Source organism: Klebsiella sp. 2680, assembly GCF_900198535.1.
Lineage (GTDB): Bacteria > Pseudomonadota > Gammaproteobacteria > Enterobacterales > Enterobacteriaceae > Klebsiella > Klebsiella indica.
The window spans coordinates 137,485-157,508 of record NZ_FZNJ01000007.1 but is presented as its reverse complement, the minus strand read 5'-3'; the positions used below and the strand labels follow the sequence as shown (position 1 = coordinate 157,508).

18 protein-coding genes are annotated in these 20,024 nt (G+C 54.9%); 8 read left to right on the top strand and 10 right to left on the bottom strand.

All coding sequences use genetic code 11. From position 1 onward, the window contains the following. The 5 genes from ilvN to uhpT all read left to right on the top strand — a co-directional run bounded on the left by ilvN (nucleotide 1) and on the right by uhpT (nucleotide 5,454). Nucleotides 1-291 (top strand): acetolactate synthase small subunit, encoded by a 291-nt coding sequence (gene ilvN / locus FN037_RS22765; protein WP_138360927.1) that lies wholly within the window; start codon nucleotides 1-3, stop codon nucleotides 289-291. 196 nt (nucleotides 292-487) lie between these two features. After that, a complete protein-coding gene (gene uhpA, locus FN037_RS22760; RefSeq protein ID WP_138360932.1) occupies nucleotides 488-1,078 on the top strand; it encodes a transcriptional regulator UhpA in 591 nt (196 codons plus the stop codon). Further along, nucleotides 1,078-2,580 carry a signal transduction histidine-protein kinase/phosphatase UhpB gene (gene uhpB / locus FN037_RS22755; RefSeq protein ID WP_142503249.1) on the top strand — a complete coding sequence of 501 codons (1,503 nt, stop codon included), beginning with the start codon at nucleotides 1,078-1,080 and terminating at the stop codon, nucleotides 2,578-2,580. Before uhpA ends, uhpB begins: the two co-directional genes overlap by 1 nt. 9 nt (nucleotides 2,581-2,589) lie before the next feature. Next, nucleotides 2,590-3,918: an MFS transporter gene (locus FN037_RS22750; RefSeq protein ID WP_012000766.1), complete on the top strand. Its 1,329-nt coding sequence runs from the start codon at nucleotides 2,590-2,592 to the stop codon at nucleotides 3,916-3,918. Nucleotides 3,919-4,062: 144 nt separating this feature from the next. Continuing rightward, on the top strand, nucleotides 4,063-5,454 hold the full coding sequence (uhpT, locus tag FN037_RS22745; protein WP_142503218.1) for a hexose-6-phosphate:phosphate antiporter: 1,392 nt from the start codon (nucleotides 4,063-4,065) through the stop codon (nucleotides 5,452-5,454). Between the two features lie 43 nt (nucleotides 5,455-5,497). Here the strand turns inward: uhpT and FN037_RS22740 are convergent, their stop codons facing one another. The 5 genes from FN037_RS22740 to FN037_RS22720 form a co-directional block, all read right to left on the bottom strand. Then, nucleotides 5,498-6,112, bottom strand: coding sequence for a 2-dehydro-3-deoxy-6-phosphogalactonate aldolase (locus FN037_RS22740; protein WP_142503217.1), 615 nt, complete (start codon nucleotides 6,110-6,112; stop codon nucleotides 5,498-5,500). Beyond that, nucleotides 6,099-7,001, bottom strand: a complete 903-nt coding sequence (locus tag FN037_RS22735) for a 2-dehydro-3-deoxygalactonokinase (RefSeq protein WP_049008034.1) — start codon at nucleotides 6,999-7,001, stop codon at nucleotides 6,099-6,101. Before FN037_RS22735 ends, FN037_RS22740 begins: the two co-directional genes overlap by 14 nt. 54 nt (nucleotides 7,002-7,055) lie before the next feature. Further along, on the bottom strand, nucleotides 7,056-8,366 hold the full coding sequence (locus FN037_RS22730; protein WP_142503216.1) for an MFS transporter: 1,311 nt from the start codon (nucleotides 8,364-8,366) through the stop codon (nucleotides 7,056-7,058). A 63-nt stretch (nucleotides 8,367-8,429) separates the two neighbouring features. After that, nucleotides 8,430-9,947, bottom strand: a complete 1,518-nt coding sequence (locus FN037_RS22725) for a UxaA family hydrolase (protein ID WP_185929295.1) — start codon at nucleotides 9,945-9,947, stop codon at nucleotides 8,430-8,432. Between the two features lie 21 nt (nucleotides 9,948-9,968). Next, nucleotides 9,969-10,868, bottom strand: coding sequence for a dihydrodipicolinate synthase family protein (locus FN037_RS22720; protein ID WP_024131072.1), 900 nt, complete (start codon nucleotides 10,866-10,868; stop codon nucleotides 9,969-9,971). 243 nt (nucleotides 10,869-11,111) lie between these two features. Between FN037_RS22720 and FN037_RS22715 the strand changes: the two genes are divergently transcribed. The 3 genes from FN037_RS22715 to nepI all read left to right on the top strand — a co-directional run bounded on the left by FN037_RS22715 (nucleotide 11,112) and on the right by nepI (nucleotide 13,665). After that, nucleotides 11,112-11,867, top strand: coding sequence for an IclR family transcriptional regulator (locus FN037_RS22715; protein ID WP_012135815.1), 756 nt, complete (start codon nucleotides 11,112-11,114; stop codon nucleotides 11,865-11,867). 11 nt (nucleotides 11,868-11,878) lie between these two features. Then, the gene (locus tag FN037_RS22710) at nucleotides 11,879-12,331 is read left to right on the top strand and encodes a DUF1198 domain-containing protein (protein ID WP_012135814.1); all 453 of its coding nucleotides are present in this window, start codon (nucleotides 11,879-11,881) and stop codon (nucleotides 12,329-12,331) included. A gap of 152 nt (nucleotides 12,332-12,483) precedes the next feature. Further along, nucleotides 12,484-13,665, top strand: coding sequence for a purine ribonucleoside efflux pump NepI (nepI, locus tag FN037_RS22705; protein ID WP_142503215.1), 1,182 nt, complete (start codon nucleotides 12,484-12,486; stop codon nucleotides 13,663-13,665). 140 nt (nucleotides 13,666-13,805) lie between these two features. Here nepI and FN037_RS22700 read toward each other — a convergent pair whose 3' ends face one another. From FN037_RS22700 to FN037_RS22680, 5 genes are all read right to left on the bottom strand, one after another. Continuing rightward, nucleotides 13,806-14,708, bottom strand: coding sequence for a DMT family transporter (locus FN037_RS22700; RefSeq protein ID WP_308562220.1), 903 nt, complete (start codon nucleotides 14,706-14,708; stop codon nucleotides 13,806-13,808). 209 nt (nucleotides 14,709-14,917) lie between these two features. Next, on the bottom strand, nucleotides 14,918-16,351 hold the full coding sequence (murP, locus tag FN037_RS22695) for a PTS N-acetylmuramic acid transporter subunit IIBC (protein ID WP_142503214.1): 1,434 nt from the start codon (nucleotides 16,349-16,351) through the stop codon (nucleotides 14,918-14,920). A gap of 24 nt (nucleotides 16,352-16,375) precedes the next feature. Then, nucleotides 16,376-17,278, bottom strand: coding sequence for an N-acetylmuramic acid 6-phosphate etherase (gene murQ / locus FN037_RS22690; RefSeq protein WP_142503213.1), 903 nt, complete (start codon nucleotides 17,276-17,278; stop codon nucleotides 16,376-16,378). Between the two features lie 161 nt (nucleotides 17,279-17,439). Next, nucleotides 17,440-18,606 carry a multidrug effflux MFS transporter gene (locus FN037_RS22685; protein WP_142503212.1) on the bottom strand — a complete coding sequence of 389 codons (1,167 nt, stop codon included), beginning with the start codon at nucleotides 18,604-18,606 and terminating at the stop codon, nucleotides 17,440-17,442. A 50-nt stretch (nucleotides 18,607-18,656) separates the two neighbouring features. Further along, entirely contained in the window at nucleotides 18,657-20,021 is a 1,365-nt protein-coding gene (locus FN037_RS22680; protein WP_142503211.1) for an efflux transporter outer membrane subunit, read from the bottom strand. Between the last annotated feature and the right edge of the window lie 3 nt (nucleotides 20,022-20,024).

Sequence of the window (20,024 nt, the reverse complement as noted above, 5' to 3'; positions counted from 1 at the left end):
ATGCAACAGTCAACTCATGAAAACGTTATTCTACAGCTCACCGTGCATAACCATCCTGGCGTGATGACCCACGTTTGCGGTCTGTTTGCCCGCCGCGCGTTCAACGTGGAAGGCATCCTTTGTTTGCCGATTCAGGGTAGTGCCCAGAGCCGTATCTGGCTACTGGTGAACGACGATCAGCGTCTAGGGCAAATGATTAGCCAGATTGAAAAGCTGGAGGATGTCGAGAGCGTGGTGCGTAACCAGTCCGATCCTTCCATGTTCAGCAAAATTGCTGTCTTTTTTGAATAATTGTTCAAGGCTTTGGGCAGTAACGCGTTTATATACAAACGCACTCCAGTTGCATCAAGGCGGCGAGTCTGAGAAGCCCCCGGCGCTTACTTAAGTAAGTACCGGGGGAGCAGACGCAGACAGTGCAGAGGTAGCTTGAAGGATGACGTGTATCTCGCTAAGGTAGGCGCGTTTTTTACACCCGCCAGGACATGCCATGACCACTATCGCCCTTATTGACGATCATCTTATCGTCCGCTCCGGCTTTGCCCAATTGCTGGGGCTGGAAGCCGATTTTCAGGTTGTCGCCGAATTCGGTTCTGGTCGCGAGGCGCTGGCGGGACTGCCCGGTCGCGGCGTGCAGGTCTGCATCTGCGATATCTCCATGCCGGATATCTCCGGGCTGGAGTTATTAAATCAGCTTCCTAAAGGGATGGCGACGATAATGCTGTCGGTACATGACAGTCCGGCGCTGGTGGAACAGGCGCTGAACGCCGGTGCGCGCGGCTTCCTTTCCAAGCGCTGTAGCCCTGACGAGCTGATTGCCGCGGTACATACGGTGGCGACGGGCGGCTGTTACCTGACGCCGGATATCGCCGTTAAACTGGCGGCCGGACGGCAGGACCCGCTGACCAGACGTGAACGCCAGGTGGCGGAAAAGCTGGCGCAGGGAATGGCGGTGAAAGAGATCGCCGCCGAGCTGGGGCTGTCGCCAAAAACGGTACACGTACATCGCGCCAATCTTCTGGAAAAACTGGGCGTCAGCAACGACGTTGAGCTGGCGCGCCGCATGTTTGATGGCTGGTGATGAAAACCATCCTCTCCCGGTTAATTACCGTTATCGCCTGCTTTTTTATCTTCTCCGCCGCGTGGTTTTGCCTGTGGAGCATCAGCCTGCACCTGGTTGAGCGCCCGGAGCTGGCGGTACTGCTGTTCCCGTTCGGTTTACGCCTGGGGCTGATGTTGCAGTGTCCACGCAGCTACTGGCCGGTATTGCTGGGCGCGGAATGGCTGCTGGTCTGGTGGCTGGCGCAGGAAGTGGCGCTGGCGCATCTACCGCTTTTGATGATCGGAAGCCTGTTGACGCTGCTGCCTGTGGCATTAATCTCCCGCTATCGCCATCAGCGCGACTGGCGCACCCTGCTGTTACAGGGCGCGGCCTTGACGGCGGCGGCATTGTTACAGTCTCTGCCCTGGTTAGGCCAGGGGGAAGAGACGTTAAACGCGCTGCTGCTGACGCTTACCGGCGGGTTGACGCTGGCGCCCATCTGTCTGGTGTTCTGGCATTACCTGACCAGCACCACCTGGTTACCGCTCGGCCCGGCGCTGGTCTCTCAGCCGGTGAACTGGCGCGGGCGGCATCTGGTCTGGTATCTGCTGCTGTTCAGCGTCAGTCTGTGGCTACAGCTGGGTCTACCGGCTGAGCTGTCACGCTTTACGCCGTTCTGCCTTGCGTTGCCGATTATTGCGCTCGCCTGGCATTACGGCTGGCAAGGGGCGCTGATCGCGACGTTGATGAACGCCATCGCGCTGATTGCCAGCCAGACCTGGCACGATCATCCCGTTGATTTACTGCTTTCTCTGCTGGCGCAAAGCCTGACCGGGCTGCTGCTTGGCGCGGGGATTCAGCGCCTGCGCGAACTCAACCAGTCGCTACAAAATGAGCTGGCACGCAACCATCGTCTGGCGGAACGCCTGCTGGAAACGGAAGAGAGCGTGCGGCGCGACGTAGCGCGGGAACTGCACGACGACATCGGTCAGACCATCACCGCCATTCGCACTCAGGCGGGAATTGTACAGCGGCTGGCAGCGGATAATGGCGGCGTAAAACAGAGCGGGGCGCACATTGAGCAACTGTCGCTGGGCGTGTATGACGCGGTGCGTCGCCTGCTGGGGCGCTTGCGTCCGCGCCAGTTGGATGACCTGACGCTGGAACAGGCTATCCGTTCGCTGATGCGGGAAATGGAGCTGGAAAGTCGCGGCATCATCAGCCATCTCGACTGGCGAATAGACGAGTCTGCGCTCAGCGAAAGCCAGCGGGTAACGCTGTTTCGCGTTTGTCAGGAAGGGCTGAACAACATTGTGAAACACGCTAATGCCAGCGCGGTTACGCTACAGGGCTGGTTGCAGGATGAGCGGCTGATGCTGGTGATTGAAGACGATGGCAGCGGCCTGCCGCCGGATTCCGGCCAGCAAGGTTTTGGTCTGACCGGGATGCGCGAGCGCGTGACGGCGCTTGGCGGCGTGCTGGCCATCTCCTGTACGCACGGCACGCGCGTTAGCGTGTCGTTGCCTCTGCGTTACGTTTAAGGAGCGGCGATGCTGACGTTTCTGAAAGCTCCGGCAAATGCGCCGTTGATAACCGATAAACACGAAGTTGATGCGCGTTACCGCTACTGGCGGCGACAGATCTTACTGACCATCTGGCTTGGCTACGCGCTGTTCTATTTCACCCGTAAAAGTTTTAATGCCGCCGTGCCGGAGATCCTCGTCAGCGGCGTGCTGACCCGCAGTGATATCGGCCTGCTGGCGACGCTGTTTTACATCACCTATGGCCTGTCGAAGTTTGTCTCCGGCATCGTCAGCGACCGTTCCAACGCCCGTTATTTTATGGGCATTGGGCTGATCGCCACCGGCGTGGTGAATATCCTGTTCGGTTTCTCCACGTCGCTGTGGGCCTTTGCATTACTGTGGGCGTTGAATGCCTTCTTCCAGGGCTGGGGAGCGCCGGTGTGCGCCCGTCTGCTGACGTCCTGGTACTCGCGTAATGAGCGTGGCGGGTGGTGGGCTATCTGGAATACCGCGCATAACGTCGGAGGGGCGCTGATTCCGATCGTCATGGCTGCTGCCGCTCTGCATTACGGCTGGCGCGCCGGGATGATGATTGCCGGAACGCTGGCGATTATCGTCGGCATTTTTCTCTGCTGGCGGCTGCGCGACAGGCCACAGGCTATCGGTTTGCCAGCGGTCGGGGACTGGCGGCATGATGAGCTGGAAATCGCTCAGCAGCAGGAGGGCGCGGGGCTGACCCGCAAAGAGATCCTGACCAAATACGTGCTGTTGAATCCCTATATCTGGCTGCTCTCGCTGTGCTATGTGTTGGTGTACGTGGTACGCGCGGCGATCAACGACTGGGGCAACCTGTATATGTCGGAGACGCTGGGTGTCGATCTGGTCACCGCCAACACGGCGGTCACGATGTTCGAGCTGGGCGGGTTTATCGGCGCGCTGGTGGCGGGCTGGGGTTCAGATAAACTGTTCAACGGCAACCGTGGGCCAATGAACCTGATTTTCGCTGCCGGAATACTGCTCTCTGTCGGTTCGTTATGGCTGATGCCGTTCGCCAGTTACGTGATGCAGGCGGCGTGCTTCTTCACCACCGGCTTTTTTGTCTTTGGCCCACAAATGTTGATCGGCATGGCGGCTGCGGAATGTTCGCACAAAGAGGCGGCGGGGGCGGCAACCGGTTTTGTCGGTCTGTTTGCCTATCTTGGCGCATCGCTCTCCGGCTGGCCGCTGGCGCAGGTGATGGAAACCTGGCACTGGACCGGGTTCTTTGTGGTGATTGCCATTGCGGCGGGCATTTCCGCCCTGCTGCTGCTGCCGTTTTTGAACGCGCAGGCGCCGCGCGAGGCCAGCATTACGTGACGGACTTCACCTTTTTACCCCGAGTGGGGCAAAACTAAGACATTTTCCCGGTTTCGCCTGGACGCTGTCTCAGGCTGGTTGGGCGGCTGATTTTTACAATGCCTGCAATAAAGCAGGCTTAAAAAATCAGGAGATACCCGTCCCATGCTGAACTTCTTAAACCAGGTGCGTAAGCCGACCCTGGATCTGCCGCTCGATGTACGGCGCAAAATGTGGTTCAAACCGTTCATGCAGTCCTATCTGGTGGTCTTTATCGGCTACCTGACCATGTACCTGATCCGCAAAAACTTCAACATCGCCCAGAACGACATGATCTCCACCTACGGGCTGAGCATGACGCAACTGGGGATGATTGGTCTGGGCTTCTCGATCACCTATGGCGTAGGCAAAACGCTGGTTTCCTACTATGCCGACGGCAAAAACACCAAGCAGTTCCTGCCGTTTATGCTGATTCTTTCCGCTATCTGTATGCTGGGTTTCAGCGCCAGCATGGGGAGCGGTTCCGTTAGCCTGTTCCTGATGATCGCCTTCTACGCGCTGAGCGGTTTCTTCCAGAGTACCGGCGGGTCGTGCAGTTACTCCACCATCACCAAATGGACGCCCCGTCGTAAGCGCGGCACCTTCCTCGGCTTCTGGAATATCTCCCACAACCTCGGCGGCGCTGGCGCGGCAGGCGTGGCTCTGGTAGGCGCCAACTACCTGTTCGACGGCCATGTGATCGGCATGTTTATCTTCCCGTCGATCATCGCGCTGATTGTGGGCTTCATCGGCCTGCGCTTTGGCAGCGACTCCCCGGAATCTTATGGTCTTGGTAAGGCGGAAGAGTTGTTCGGCGAAGAGATCAGCGAAGAGGACAAAGAGACCGAAGAAAATGAGATGACCAAGTGGCAGATCTTTGTGGAATACGTCCTGAAAAACAAAGTGATCTGGCTGCTGTGCTTCTCCAACATCTTCCTCTACGTGGTGCGTATTGGTATCGACCAGTGGTCTACCGTTTACGCGTTCCAGGAACTGAAACTCTCTAAAGAAGTGGCGATTCAGGGCTTTACCCTGTTTGAAGTGGGCGCGCTGGTCGGCACGCTGCTGTGGGGCTGGCTGTCGGATCTGGCGAACGGTCGTCGCGCGCTGGTGGCCTGCGTTGCGCTGGCGCTGATTATCGCCACCCTCGGCGTTTACCAGCATGCCAGCAACCAGTACGTCTATCTGGCGTCCCTGTTCGCGCTCGGCTTCCTGGTGTTTGGCCCGCAGTTGCTGATTGGCGTGGCGGCAGTTGGCTTCGTCCCGAAAAAAGCGATCGGCGCGGCGGACGGCATTAAAGGCACCTTCGCTTACCTGATCGGCGACAGCTTTGCCAAGCTGGGGCTGGGGATGATTGCCGACGGTACGCCAGTCTTTGGTCTGACCGGTTGGGCGGGCACCTTCGCCGCGCTGGATGCCGCTGCCATTGGCTGTATCTGCCTGATGGCGATGGTCGCGGTGCTGGAAGAACGTAAAATTCGCCGCGAGAAAAAAATACAGCAACTGAAAGTCGCTTAAGTGTGTATTGGTAACGTTTTGCCCGGCCTGGCGCCGGGCTTTTTTATTGCTGCTTACAGGCGTTCCACGCCTCGATAAAGGCCTGGGCATTTCTTGCCGTCTGGTTTACGGGTTGTCCGGCGCGGTACAGATCGCTGCCTAATCCTGCGCCAATGCATCCTGCATTCAGATAGTCAGCCAGATTGTCGGGACGGATGCCACCGACGGCATAGAGTGGAATATGCGTCGGTAGAACGGCTTTTAATGCGCGGATGTATCCTGGCCCCAGTTCGCCTGCCGGGAAAATTTTTAATGCGCTGGCGCCGTGATGGATCGCGACAAACGCTTCGCTGGCGGTATGACAGCCGATACAGGTCGTCATTCCGGCATCTCGTGCCGCGTCAATAACTGACGGGTCGGTATTCGGCGTTAAAATAAACGAGCACTTGAATGCGGATAGCACGTTAACTTCGCTAACGGCGGTCACGGTTCCTGCGCCGATATGTATCGTCTGACCATAGTGTGCAACGGCTATGGCGATACTGGTTTGCCAGTCGGGGGAATTCAGCGGAATTTCTACGGTGGTAAAACCTGCTGTTGCGAGTACATCAATATGCGCCAGAACTTCATCGGGCGTTATACCTCGTAGTATTGCGACCAAAGGATTATGGATGTTCATGTAAAACACTCCTGATGCCGTTAATGAATGCTGTTTCACCGTTGAGGAGGCGACAGCGTTGGCCAAAAAGCTGGAATACGGTCTGGTAGCGGACGAGCAGCTCGTCGCTGCCGACCAGTACAATTTCTTCGTGTGCAGGGATTGCGTAATGTTGCAGCATTTGTGCGATTTCATGGCCGATCAGCAGACCGGATAAGGCATCAAAAAGCGCGTCCTGAGGAAGGATATGACTTAGTGTTCGTGCTCTGAGATCAAAGACGCCGCGAGAAAGGCAGTTTTCATGTTGACCACGCTTTGCGCCCGCTAAAAAAGCATCGACATTGTGCTGTTGTACCGTTGCGTGTTTTCCCACGATGGAGTGTCGGGTCAGCAGGTGGAAAAATTCGCCGGTCATGATGGTTTGAAAATCACGGACCGTATCGTTCTCCATGCGTACCCATTTACTGTGGGTGCCAGGGAAGGCATACCAGCTATTTTCTGATAACGCGCCAAGAAGCTGTGTTTCTTCACCACGCATCACATTACAGGTTTCAGATCCCGCTAACTGCAAACCAGGAATGATGAATACAGGGAGATGGCCCGCGTCATGAACTTGAGTGAGATGCTGCGACAGGGTTTGCAGGGAAACCGGACAGAGTAAATAGTGACTGTCTACCCAGCCAATATTGCTGCCAATCATGCCGCTCATGATAACCGTCGTATTATCTGCCAGAGTGTGCGGGCACTGTTCGAGCAATGTCAGCCAAATATCTTTGAACTGCCCTGCATGGTGATTGATCACCCCATCATGACTGGCGTGACGCCAGACACAGCTCCCCTTCTGGTAAACCCACAGGCGTAGGTTGCTGGAGCCCCAGTCGACGGCAATAAAGTTCTCTGAATTGAACATACTTCGTTCCTGATGCCATAAAAAATGGCCCGCGCGCGGGCCGGAGACGGGTAATTACTTTTCAGCAATATCCATTTTTTTATCGAAGTTAATGAGCAGCGAGCAGATGAGGTAACCCACTGCGGCCAGCGCAAAGAACATCATCGCGGCATAGTAATTACCGGTAGATTGCACCAGGAAGCCGATAAAAATAGGCAAAATGGCAGCGAACAGGTTACTGGTAAAGTTCATGGTGCCACAGATAGTCCCTGCTACCGATTGTGCTCCCAGCAGACCCGGTATTGACCAGTAGACACTGGCCCAACGTAACGGGAAGAGCGCGATTGTCAGCAACGTAATCGCAATGGCTGGTGTTGAACTTTGGGCGCACAGAAAAATCCCTACCCCTGCGGTAGTGGCGGAAATTGCCAACATGGTATGCATAACACGGCTGGTTTTTGCGCCTTTACTGCGCCATTTATCCATGATGTAACCGCCTGTGAGCTGACCAATAAAGCACAGCAGGAAGATCAGCGCCATCGCGCCACCCATCGACTTAATATCAAAGCCATAAGTGGCCTGGAAATAGAGCGGCAGCCAGGTCATCAGGCCATAGAATACAAAGCTGTAGCATACCCATCCGCCGATCAACGCAAGCACATTGCGCTGCTTGAGGTAAGGTTTGATATCAGCGAGACGGTATTTTTTACTGTTGGTGGCTGGGCCGTTTGCCGCGGTGATATGGTCCAGTTCCGCCTGGTTAATACGTGGGTGTTCTGACGGGTAAGTACGGATATACCACCATGCCAGTAAACCGACGAGCATCGTGCCAACCCCCGCGACAATAAACGCCATACGCCACGAGTCGAAAAAGGCAATCAACCCGGCGATGATGACCGCACCCAGCGCGGTTCCTAATGGCGCGCCGCCATCAAGCAACATTGAGCCGCGCCCACGCTCAGTTGGCGTTAACCATGTTCCCATTAATTTTGCGCCTGCGGGCATGATAGGGGATTCTGTGACGCCCAGACCAAGACGGGAAAGCGAAAGCGTGAAAATGGAGTGACATAAGGCGGCAACGGCCTGGAATGCTCCCCATAAGATGGTCGCCAGTGCGATAATATTTCTGGCTTTGAACTTATCTGCAATCACGCCGCTGGGAATTTGCATCAGCGCATAAGCCCAGAAGAAAGCACTATGGATAACACCGACAACCCGGGTATCAGTAATGCCAAATTCATCGGTAATATAGGGCATGGCAATAGAAAGCGATGTGCGATCAATATAATTAATCGCACCCAACAAAAGCATAATAATAAATATTCGCCATCTTACTGTTGTAGCCTTTAATTTTTCTTCTTCAGTATTTACGTTAACAATAGACATAGGAACTCCTTGCCATGCTCATAGTGAGCATGGCGGTACGAGGTATTGTTATATTGTGGAGCGTTACATTATGGAGCCAATTGTCCAGGGGACAAATTCCTGACTACCATAGCCAAATTCTTCACTTTTTGTTTTTTTGCCGGATGCCATATCAAGGATCATTTGATAAATACGTTCACCGACTTCTGCGATCGTCTCTTCACCTTCGACAATGGTGCCGCAGTTAATGTCCATATCTTCCTGTTGGCGCAGCCAGAGCGCGTTGTTGGTAGCCAGTTTCAGGCTGGGCGTTGGTTTGGATCCAAATGCCGAACCCCGGCCAGTGGTGAAGCAAAGCAGATTCGCGCCGCCTGCGATTTGCCCGGTAACGGCAATAGGGTCATAGCCGGGGGTATCCATAAAGACGAACCCTTTTGCTGTAACTGGTTCTGCGTATTCATAAACCTCTGTCAGATTAGTGGTTCCGGCTTTGGCAATACCGCCGAGGGATTTCTCCAGAATCGTGGTAAGTCCGCCAACCTTATTACCTGCTGAAGGGTTGTTATTCATTTCGCTTCCGCTGCGACGACAGTAGTCTTCCCACCAGTGAATCCGCGCAATCAGTTTTTCGCCAACCTCGCGCGAGACAGCGCGGCGGGTCAATAAATGTTCTGCGCCATAAATTTCTGATGTTTCAGACAGAATGGCCGTGCCACCCTGCTGTACCAGCTTATCCACCGCATAGCCGAGCGCTGGATTGGCGGAAATACCGGAATAGCTGTCAGAGCCACCGCATTCCAGCGCCAGAATAATTTCCGAGGCGGGAATGGGTTCGCGGATGACCCGGTTCGCGAGGGGAAGCATTTGATTTACCAGATCAATCCCTTTCTGAATGGCATGCCGTGTTCCGCCAACGTCCTGGATAGTATAGCTGTGCATCATTGGACCATCTTCCAACCCATGGGCATTCATCATGTCTTTGATTTGGCTGGACTCACAACCTAGCCCAATAATAATGACGCCAGCAAAGTTGGCGTGTGTGGCGTAACCTGCCATCGTGCGCCGCATGACCGCCATGGACTCACTTTTAGAGCCAATCGCGCAACCAAAACTTTGTGGAAGCGACACCACGCCATCGACATTTGGGTAATCGGCCAGACCGTGTAGACGAAAATGATCCTCAATTGCTCTGACGACCGTCGCGCTACAGTTAACCGAACTTAAAATGCCAATATAGTTACGCGTGGCGGCACGCCCGTCAGCGCGACGAATTCCCTGAAATATATCCTGATGTTCAGCGGGTGTGGGGGAATGCCGATCCACGCCCCAGGCGTAATCACGCTCAAAATCGCCCATGCCCAGGTTGTGCATATGTATATGCTCGCCGGATTGAATAGGTTGGGTAGCGAAACCGATAATCTGCCCATACCGTTTAACTGCCTCCCCGATGTTTAGCGAGCGTAGGGCAATTTTATGTCCTGCGGGAATGTCGCTGATAACTGTAATTTGTTCTTCTTCAAGCCAGGTGCCAGCGGGAACACACTGTCTTGCGATAACCACATCATCTTTTGGATTGAGTTTTAGTACAGGGTTGATGTTCATTATCATTGCTCTCATGCTGATTTACAGAGTAATACGGGCCAGAATATTTCGAACAAGGGCTGTTTTTTCCTCATTGAGTGGTAAGGCTGGTGGAACTACGGCAGTTGAAATATCCACTCCAGTTAATTTGATAGCTGTCTTGATGACGCCAAAAAAAGGTTGTTCTAATGCATACAGAGGAGAAAGCGTTGCCAGTTGCTGCTGTAGTGCTTTAGCCGTAGTGAGGTCTTCACGAATAAATGCCTGATATATGCCTCTGGTAATGTGTGGGGCAAAGTTAAATGTTGCAGGGATTCCACCGTGACCGCCCAACAATAGCGTATCAAGCAAATATTCGTCATAACCGCTAAAGACAATAAACTCCGGGCGGAATGGGTGGACGCGATTAATAATTTCCCGGGTGTGGCTGATGTTATCAATGGTGTCTTTAATTCCTACAATATTAGGCACTTCACGGGCGAGTCGGGTGATCACGTCCAGACCGATATCCTGGCCGGTTAACTCAGGGAAGTTATACAAAAAGACAGGTATACTGAGTGCTTCGGCAATGCGTTTGTAATGCGTAAAACGCGCGTCATCACTGAGTTTCGCATAGTAAGGATTCACCACCAGTACGCCCGTGGCGCCTGCGTTTTGTGCGTGTTCACCTAACTGGATGGTTTCTGCGGTGCTGGCGCAGGCAATACCAATTAACACCGGTACTCTTCCTGCAACATATTGCAGACTGAATTCGGCGATCTGTTTTCTCTGCTCAGTGGAAAAATGTGAAAACTCACCGCCGCTGCCCAGAATCAGCATTCCGTCAGCCCTGTTGTTAATGACATGGTCAATCATGGTGGCCATTCCGGCGCGATCTAATTCGCCATGATTGTCAACAATGGTTGGGACTGGCGGAAAGATACCTTTAAATACGTTCGACATTGCTACCTCTTGTTCAGTATATGGAACTAATGTTCTGTATATTGAAATTAGTACAGCAAATATCCAAATCATTCGTCAATGATTTTTGCAGAACAAATGAACAATTGTGATAGCGATCTGATTTAGGCGGTTAACATTTCAGGAATTGCCTGTGCTTCCTCTATGCGCAAAAAAGCCGCATTCCTGAGGAAAGTGATTGCGGTATACTGAGAGGAGTCTATGAATAGAAAAGATTAATTTCGTATGAGCCAGGATATTACGACCTCTGTTCCCGCACTGGATAAGACGGTAAAAATCTGTAATTACCTCTTCAATACACCAGGGGCGACGTTCAGCCAGATCCAACAAGATTTAGCATTACCTAAAAGCAGCACGTCATCATTGTTAAACGCATTGGTCGAACATCACCTTTTGCGTCTGGAAAAGGGGCGCTTTTTCCTGGGCCTGAAATTGTACGAATGGGGTAATCGTTCGCTGGAGCAATTTGATATCCGCAACGTTGCTCTGCCTGTTCTGGAGAAATTGCGTGAGCAAACCGATCTGACCTGCCATCTGGGTATCCTGGATGAAGTTGCGCCCATTTACCTGATGAAGCTTGAGAACACTCAGCCAATCGGTATTCGTACCTGGGTCGGTAAAAAGCTGCCGATGCACAGTTCCGGCGTGGGGAAAGCGCTTTGTGCCTGGTTACCGCAGGACAAAATGGACGAACTTTTGCCGGATGAGCAGTTACCGCAATACACTGAGACCACTATCACCAGTAAGAAAGCCTTGCTAAAAGAGTTTGCCAGAATCCGTGAGCAAGGATGGGTCTTTGATAACGCGGAAGATTCCCCAGGTATTTATTGTATCGCTGCGCCGGTGTTTAATCGTAATCATGAGGTGATTGCTGCGATCAGTATCAGCGGTGTTGAATTGCAAATGCCAAAAGAGTGCATTCCACAATATTCGCAGTGGGTTCGTGAAGCCTGTCAGGCGCTTTCTGCAAAGTTGGTTTAACAGGGCAGGTTATGATTTGGATTATGCTGGCCACGCTGGTCGTGGTGTTTATTGTTGGCTTCAGGGTGCTCACCTCGGGGGCCCGGCGTGCGATTCGTCGGTTAAGCGAGCGTCTGGGCATCAGCGTGGTGCCGGTGGAATCAATGATCGACCAGATGGGCAAAGCGCCTGGAGAGGCGTTTTTACAGTACCTGCATCGTCCTGATGAATCACATCTGCAAAATGCCGCCCAGATATTGCTAATCTGGCAGATCGTGATTGTGGATGGCAGCGATCAGAACCTGCAACAGTGGTATCGTCAGCTGCAAAAAACGCGTCTGGCCGCGCCAATTACTGACGCGCAGGTACGCCTGGCGCTGGGGTTTCTGCGCGAAATAGAACCGGATATGCAAGAAATTAACGCCTTCCAGATACGCTACAACGCCCTTTTTCAACCTGAAGATGGCGTGCACTGGTTGCATTGAGGTCGTCCATTCCCGCAGGCACGATGAATCTGTAGGCCGGATAAGCGTCAGCGCCATCCGGCTATTAATATAGTTGCTAAAACGTTAAATACGTCACACTTTAGATGTTACACTGCACGGCTTTTCTGGCAGAGAAAGACGCAGGTAACGAAATGAGTGCAAGAATCGAAGAACAATCCCATGCTGAGACGATTATCCGGCCAAACTGGTCGGCTGTTTTCGCTGTGGCGTTCTGTGTTGCCTGCCTGATCACCGTTGAGTTTTTGCCCGTCAGCCTGCTGACGCCGATGGCGCAGGACCTCGGAATCTCTGAAGGCGTCGCCGGGCAGTCGGTAACGGTAACGGCGTTTGTCGCCATGTTTGCCAGCCTGTTTATCACCCAAATTATTCAGGCGACCGATCGTCGCTATGTGGTGATCCTGTTTGCCGTTTTATTAACGCTTTCCTGTCTGCTGGTCTCGTTTGCAAATTCCTTCACGCTGTTGTTGGCCGGGCGTGCCTGCCTGGGGCTGGCGCTGGGGGGATTCTGGGCGATGTCGGCTTCGTTGACGATGCGTCTGGTGCCGCCGCGTACCGTGCCTAAAGCGTTGTCGGTTATTTTTGGCGCTGTCTCCATCGCGCTGGTGATCGCCGCGCCGCTGGGCAGTTTTTTAGGTGGGATTATTGGCTGGCGTCATGTTTTTAACGCGGCGGCGGTGATGGGCGTACTGTGTGTTATTTGGGTAGTGAAATCGTTACCTTCGCTGCCTGGCGAACCGTCTCACCAAAAGCAAAATATCTTCAGTCTGTTGCAACGTCCCGGCGTAATGGCGGGGATGATCGCCATCTTTATGTCCTTTGCCGGACAGTTCGCGTTCTTTACCTACATCCGCCCGGTGTATATGAATCTGGCGGGCTTTAATGTCGATGGCCTGACGCTGGTGCTGCTGAGCTTTGGTATCGCCAGTTTTGTGGGAACGTCGCTCTCCTCTTTTATTCTTAAACGCTCGGTCAAACTGGCGCTGGCAGGCGCGCCGTTGGTTCTGGCCGTCAGCGCGCTGGTGCTGACGTTGTGGGGAAGCGAAAAAGTGGTGGCGGCAGGGATCGCGATTGTCTGGGGGCTGTCGTTTGCGCTGGTGCCGGTAGGGTGGTCAACGTGGATCACTCGCTCCCTTTCCGATCAGGCGGAGAAGGCCGGGTCAATCCAGGTAGCGGTGATTCAGCTGGCTAACACCTGCGGCGCAGCCATTGGTGGCGTGGCGCTGGATCATTTAGGACTGCTGTCGCCGCTGGCGCTCTCCGGCACGTTGATGTTGCTTGCCGGCATATTGGTGGTAATGAAAGTACGGGTATAACGGGGGAGGAATGCTTCTGTCCCCCGGCCGGAATGGATGCGGCTGACCGGCGTATCTACCATGCCATACTCCCGAGACGAGTCGATCTCTGGCGTTCACAGCCTGATGCGTTGATAGCATCCAGTGCCGCCAGATTATCGTCAGGTCGTTTTCACTCGCCGCCGTGAATCAAGGGCTATCAGCACCACCGATGAGAGAATCAGTAGCGTTCCCAGCCAGTCCGGAAGGGTAAAGGTAATGCCCAGCAACAGCAGGGAAAGTAAGGCGCTGCTCAGTGGTTCCGCACAGCTGAGAATACCCGCCTTCGCGCCGCCAATCCGCTGTGCGCCGTTCAAATAAAGACTAAAGGTAAGCGATGTACCGATAACCACCAGGTAGAAAAACGCCAACAGCAGACCGCCAGTAACCACAAAATGATTGCCCTGCCCGGCATAGAACGGTAACAGCATCGCACCGCCGAGCAGCATGCTCCAGCCGACAATCGGCAAGGTTCCGTAGCGGGCTATCAGCGTTGATGGATAGGTGGTGTAGAAGGCGGCAGCAAACGCCGAGGCAATTCCCCAGAAGAGCGCGGCGGGGGAAATCGACAGGGTTGTCGGATTGCCGTGGGTGACCAGCAGAAATGTGCCAATGAGCGAAGTACAGATAGCCGCCAGCACCAGCGGATTGGGGCGCATTTTACGGGCGACAGCAAACCAGGCGACGATAATCGTCGGCGACAGAAACTGCAGCACCGTCGCGGTGGCGGCGTTTGATTTTTCGATAGTTATCAGGAAAGTGTATTGTACGGTCAGTGCGCCAAATAAGGAGAAGATCAGCAGTCTGAAGGTATCTTTGTGGTTTTGCAGGATACGGAAAATTTTATCGCCGTGAACGAACGAGAGCATCAGGATAATCATGCCGGCGAACAACAGGCGGGTCATGGTCAGAAACGGCGATGACATCTGACTTTGCTGCATAATGAATTGTGCACAGACGCCGGAACTTCCCCACAGCACGGCGGCTATCAGTACATTCAGCATTCCTTTTTTGCTGGAGCCCATCTTTCCCTCAGGTGAAATATCGCAAAGACGCATCATAGCATGAGTGCGCCCGCACAGTGGGGGCGGAGATGGTTTTCAGACGATTTGGTCCGTTGCTGATCTCTGCGGTTTTCGGCGCTATTGATGGGAACGAGTAACCCGGTAAGCGTTGCGCCACCGGGCCATTGCCGCAAACTGACGTGGTCAGCGATGTTAATCAGGGCGGCACCTTAACTTAAATCGACATTTTTACTGCCGAACAGCCAGGTCAGCGCGAAGCCGCACAGGTAAGACACTGCCAGCCCCGCGGCATATATCGCCATTCCGGCATAGATGCCGCTACCGGACGTCATCAGCGGCAGCGCCACCAGCCCGGAAGGGCCAAACACCGTATTCAGGCCGACCGGTAACCCCATCCAGGCAATAAAACCGAGGAAAAACCCGCCGCAGGCGCCGCCGAGGCAGGCGGTAATAAACGGCTTCATTCGCGGCAGCGTGACGCCGTAAATTAGCGGTTCGCCGATACCGAGCACGCCGGGAATTATCGCCCCTTTAATCTGGGTGCGCAGCAGCGAACCATGCTTTGCCCGCCAGAACAGCGCCAGCGCCGCGCCCACCTGCCCGGCTCCGGCCATCGCCAGGATCGGGAACAGCGAGTTAAAACCTTGCGCGTCCACCAGCGCGAAATAGACCGGCACAAAGCCCTGATGCACGCCAAACATGACCGCCAGCAGAAACAGACCGGCCAGCACCGCAGAGCCGAACGGGTTGCCGTTAAGATGCAGGAACAGCCATGACATCCCGGTGAACAGCCAGCCGCCAATCGGCATAATGACGGTAAAGGTTATCGCGCCCATTATTAGCAGCGTCACCGCTGAGGTGAGGATCATATCGAGGTTGGCGGGCATAATACGGCGCACCTGCTTTTCCACCCACGCGCCGATAATGCAGGCGATCAGCACCCCGATAATGTTGCCGCGCGGGTCGATACTTTGCCCGAAGAAGGTCGAGATACCGGAATAAAAACCGCTGGTGGCTTCCGGGTTATAGCCGAGAACAAATAGCGCCGCGATAATCGCGCCATTCACCCCGGAGCCGCCGAACGCCTTCTGGGCGTTATAGCCGATCAGGATGCTCAGAAAGGTAAACATCCCCTTGCTGAAGACCTTCATATAACCGATCAGCGCCACCAGCGCGGCATTCGGATGGGTATTTTCGAGGATAAACATCTGCTCCGCCAGGGTGGCAAACCCCAGCAGCAGGCCGACGGCGATAAAACCGGGGATCAGCGGCGTGAAAATGGTGGCAAATTTGGCGAGAAACTTTTGTACGCCGCTGGTTTGCTTGCTTTTCAGTGCCTGTTTTTTCTCCGCGGTGACATCGGCCAGAGAGGGGACCTCCCTAGGGGTCTCTTCCAGCAGGGCATTCATTATCTCCGCTGCGGTTTGCGCCTTGCCGGGACCCAATACCACCTGAAACTGTTCGTCGCTGATGATAACCCCCATCACGCCGTCAATCTGACGGATAGCCTCGCTATCGGCCTGTGACGCATTGCGCAGGGTCAGGCGCAGGCGGGTCATACAGTTGCCTGCCTGCGCGACATTCCCGGCCCCGCCAACGTGGCTGAGGATCCGCACTATCATTTCTTTATTTATTTTTGCCATTGCAGATTACCTGTTCGTCAGCGGTCAGGCGCGGCTCAGCGCCTTGCGGATATAGCCCTTATTTTTCGCCAGCAGCGCCCCGGCTTCTGCGGAGCTTAAATCAGCCAGCACCATCACGATGGCCGTTTTACAGTGGCGGGAGCAGGCATCCAGCGCACGTTGGGCGGTCACGCGATCGCACCCGGTGGCTTCCATGACGATGGACACCTGGCGCTCAATAAGTTTGGCGTTGGTGGCTTCAACATCCACCATCAGGTTGCTGTAGACCTTGCCGATGCGGATCATCGCGCCGGTGGAGATCATATTCAGCACCAGCTTTTGCGCGGTACCCGCCTTCAGACGCGTTGAGCCGGTCACTACTTCCGGGCCGACGACCGGCGTAATGGCGACATCCGCCAGTTGCGCCATTTCGCCGTGTGGGTTACAGCTGACCATAGCGACAAAGGCATTCTGACTGCGGGCATATTCCATCGCGCCAATCACGTATGGCGTGCGCCCGCTGGCGGCCAGGCCGACCAGCACATCACCGCTGCTGACGCTGAGGTTTTGCAGATCCATCGCGCCTTGCGCTTTGTTATCTTCAACGTTTTCGACGGCGCTCAGAATCGCTTTATGGCCGCCCGCGATGATCCCCACCACCTGCTCAGGGCGGGTACCGAATGTTGGCGGACACTCGCTGGCGTCAAGGATCCCCAGACGACCCGAAGTCCCAGCGCCAATGTAAATCAACCGCCCGCCTGCCTGCAGCGCCGCCGCAACCTTATCCACGACCTGGGCAATTTGTGCCAGCCAGGGGGTGATCGCGTGCGCCACCAGCTGATCTTCCTGATTAATCACCGTCAGCATCTCTTCGGTGGAGAGGGTGTCAATATTGGCGCTATTGGCGTTTCGGCGCTCGGTCGGCAGTTTGCTCAGGTCGATACTCATAAGAACCTCATTATTCACAGTGACAGGCAGTATAAGGAATTAATTATTCCTTTCGTGTGAAGATTATCACGATTGGGATGTTATGAATAATAGGAGATTTCAGTAAGAGCGGGAAACATGGCGGTAATAAAATTGGAATATTTTATTACCGCCAGAGGATGTTATTCGCTGACGTGTGGTTTTTTCAGGCCAATAAGCAGGGAGGCCAGGTAGGCAAGAGTCATGGCAAGGCTCATTTTTAGCATCGTTTCACCGCCGATCCCGGCCAGCGGCGCGGCAATGCCGCCAAAGACAAACATCAGCGTACCGAGCAGTGCCGACGCGGTGCCGGACTGGCGAGCGTTGATGGCATTCATTGCCTCCGCGCCTGCCACGGTACCGATTCCGCTCATGATGGAAACCGTGAAAAACAAGCCGATCAGGGCCAGCGTCGACAGGTGTAGCCAGGCAAACAACAGAGTGATGACAGCAAATGTCACCGCCAGCACCTGGCCGCTGCGTAGTAGCGGCTCGGCGCTGATGCGGCGTGCCAGACGCGAAAAAATCAGCGCGGTGATAATCAGCCCGATACCGTTAAGGCCGAACAGCAGGCTGAACTGCATCGCGCTCATGGCGTATTCATTCTGGATAACGAACGAAGATGAGCCGATATAAGAGAACAAACCGGCCATCATAAAGGCCTGAATCAGGCAGTAGCGCATAAAGCGGCGATTTTTCAGCACAGGAGTATCAGTCTGCTGCTGTGTCACGGAAGCGGCGCTTTTTTTCGGCAGCGTTTCATGGAGAACCACCAGGCTGAGCAGCAGCAATATGATGCCAATAGCCGCCATAGCCCAGAACAGAATGCGCCAGTTAAACGCGGTGATGATCCAGCCGCCAATCACCGGCGACAGCACAGGAGCGATGCCGTTGACGGTCATCAGCAGAGCGAAAAACTGGGTCAGAAGGGTGCCCTGGTATCGGTCACGGGCGATGGAGCGTGACAGCACCGAACCGCCCGCTCCGGCGAAGCCCTGCAGAAAACGCCAGGCGATCAGCATATGAATATCGTAGGTTATCGCACACATCACCGAGGAGAAGATAAACAGCAGCAGAGAAAGCGCCAGCGGTTTTTTACGGCCAATCCGGTCGCTCAGCGGGCCAAAAAAAAGCTGGCCAAGGCCGAGTCCAATCAGCGCCGCGGTCAGCGATAGCTGGGTTTGCGTGCCGCTGGCGTTAAGCTGTTGGGTGATTTCCGGCAGCGCGGGCAGATAGAAATCGGTACACAGCGGCCCGATGGCACTGAGTAACCCGAGAACCACCACCCAGGAGAGGGATATTCGGGACATATTTACTGGCTCCTTGTCAGCATACCGGGCGTTGCCGCCCGGAATAAGCGTTAACTGGCTCCGCCTCCCAGCGACTGCCAGAGAGTAATACGGTTTTCCAGATCGGTTTGTTGAAGAGAGATTAGCGTTGCCTGTGCCGACCACAGCGTCCGTTGGGCGGTGAGCACCGACAGGTAATCTCCAATGCCGGCCTGGTAGCTCTTCATCGCAATATCCAGCGATTTTTGTTCCGCCGCGACATATTTTTTCTGCGCGTCCAGCTGTTCGTTGAGCGTTTCCCGGCGCGCCAGCGCATCGGCCACGTCCTTGAAGGCGCTTTGAATCGTCTTCTCATAGGTGGCGATTAGCCCTTTTTTCTCCGCTTCAGCATAGCGCAGTTGCGCCAGATTACTGCCGCCGGTAAACAGCGGCAGGCTAATGGACGGTGCGAATGACCACACCTGCATGCCGTGACTAAACAGAGAAGAGAGCGAGTCGCTACCAACTCCGGCGCTGGCGGTCAGCGAGATCGACGGGAAGAAGTTGGCCCGCGCCGCGCCGATATCGGCGTTAGCGCTCTTCAGATTATGCTCTGCTTCCTGAATATCCGGGCGACGTAGCAGTACCGAAGAGGATACACCCGCCGGGACCAGGGCGATACTGTGGCCGCCGAGACTCTCCAGCGTGCCGGGCAGCAGACTATCCGGTACGGTTTCTCCGGCCAGCAGATTGAGCGCATTTTTATCCTGCGCCACCAGCGTACGGTAGCTGGCGACGCTGGCGCGCGCCTGCTGATAGACGCTTTCCGCATCGCTGAGGTCACTTGCCGAAGCGGTACCTACGTCCATCTGGCGGGTGACGATTTTGCGTGAATTCTCCGCGCTGGCCATCGTTTCCTGAGCCAGCGCCAGATTACTGTTATCCGCCGCCAGCGTTATCCAGGCGGTGGTCAGGTCGGCGATCATCGTCAGGCGCGTATTCTGCGCGGTGTATTCACTGGCAAGCCAGGTCTCCCGCGCCGCACGCGTCAGGCTTTGGTTCTTGCCGAACAGATCCAGCTCAAAGCTGGAAACCGCGCCGTCGGCTTCCGATGACGACGTGAGCCCATTGGCGACCGTTTTGCTGCGGGTATGGCTCAGTTCCGCGTCGAGGGTCGGGAATAACGAGGCGCGGGTTTCGCCAAACTGGGCGCGCGCGGCTTCGATATCGGCCAGCGCTTTCTGCACGTCGCGGTTGCTGGTCAGCGCAATACTCACCACTTTTTTGAGGCGGGCGTCATTCACCACCTGCTGCCAGTCATTCACTACCGCGGTTGCCTCGCCGTGGCTACCGGGCAGGGTGGCGGGAATGGGCGCCGCCGGGCGCTCATAGTGCGGATCGAGAGAGACACAGCCTGCCGTCAGGAGCGCAACAAACACGAGGGAAAAACGAAACATAGC

Excerpts from the sequence above, each read along its gene's own strand:
- ilvN (WP_138360927.1), top strand. The coding sequence starts at position 1 with ATGCAACAGTCAACTCATGAAAACGTTATTCTACAGCTCACCGTGCAT.
- uhpA (WP_138360932.1), top strand. The coding sequence starts at position 488 with ATGACCACTATCGCCCTTATTGACGATCATCTTATCGTCCGCTCCGGC.
- uhpB (WP_142503249.1), top strand. The coding sequence starts at position 1,078 with ATGAAAACCATCCTCTCCCGGTTAATTACCGTTATCGCCTGCTTTTTT.
- FN037_RS22750 (WP_012000766.1), top strand. The coding sequence starts at position 2,590 with ATGCTGACGTTTCTGAAAGCTCCGGCAAATGCGCCGTTGATAACCGAT.
- uhpT (WP_142503218.1), top strand. The coding sequence starts at position 4,063 with ATGCTGAACTTCTTAAACCAGGTGCGTAAGCCGACCCTGGATCTGCCG.
- FN037_RS22740 (WP_142503217.1), bottom strand. The coding sequence starts at position 6,112 with ATGAACATCCATAATCCTTTGGTCGCAATACTACGAGGTATAACGCCC.
- FN037_RS22735 (WP_049008034.1), bottom strand. The coding sequence starts at position 7,001 with ATGTTCAATTCAGAGAACTTTATTGCCGTCGACTGGGGCTCCAGCAAC.
- FN037_RS22730 (WP_142503216.1), bottom strand. The coding sequence starts at position 8,366 with ATGTCTATTGTTAACGTAAATACTGAAGAAGAAAAATTAAAGGCTACA.
- FN037_RS22725 (WP_185929295.1), bottom strand. The coding sequence starts at position 9,947 with ATGAACATCAACCCTGTACTAAAACTCAATCCAAAAGATGATGTGGTT.
- FN037_RS22720 (WP_024131072.1), bottom strand. The coding sequence starts at position 10,868 with ATGTCGAACGTATTTAAAGGTATCTTTCCGCCAGTCCCAACCATTGTT.
- FN037_RS22715 (WP_012135815.1), top strand. The coding sequence starts at position 11,112 with ATGAGCCAGGATATTACGACCTCTGTTCCCGCACTGGATAAGACGGTA.
- FN037_RS22710 (WP_012135814.1), top strand. The coding sequence starts at position 11,879 with ATGATTTGGATTATGCTGGCCACGCTGGTCGTGGTGTTTATTGTTGGC.
- nepI (WP_142503215.1), top strand. The coding sequence starts at position 12,484 with ATGAGTGCAAGAATCGAAGAACAATCCCATGCTGAGACGATTATCCGG.
- FN037_RS22700 (WP_308562220.1), bottom strand. The coding sequence starts at position 14,708 with ATGGGCTCCAGCAAAAAAGGAATGCTGAATGTACTGATAGCCGCCGTG.
- murP (WP_142503214.1), bottom strand. The coding sequence starts at position 16,351 with ATGGCAAAAATAAATAAAGAAATGATAGTGCGGATCCTCAGCCACGTT.
- murQ (WP_142503213.1), bottom strand. The coding sequence starts at position 17,278 with ATGAGTATCGACCTGAGCAAACTGCCGACCGAGCGCCGAAACGCCAAT.
- FN037_RS22685 (WP_142503212.1), bottom strand. The coding sequence starts at position 18,606 with ATGTCCCGAATATCCCTCTCCTGGGTGGTGGTTCTCGGGTTACTCAGT.
- FN037_RS22680 (WP_142503211.1), bottom strand. The coding sequence starts at position 20,021 with ATGTTTCGTTTTTCCCTCGTGTTTGTTGCGCTCCTGACGGCAGGCTGT.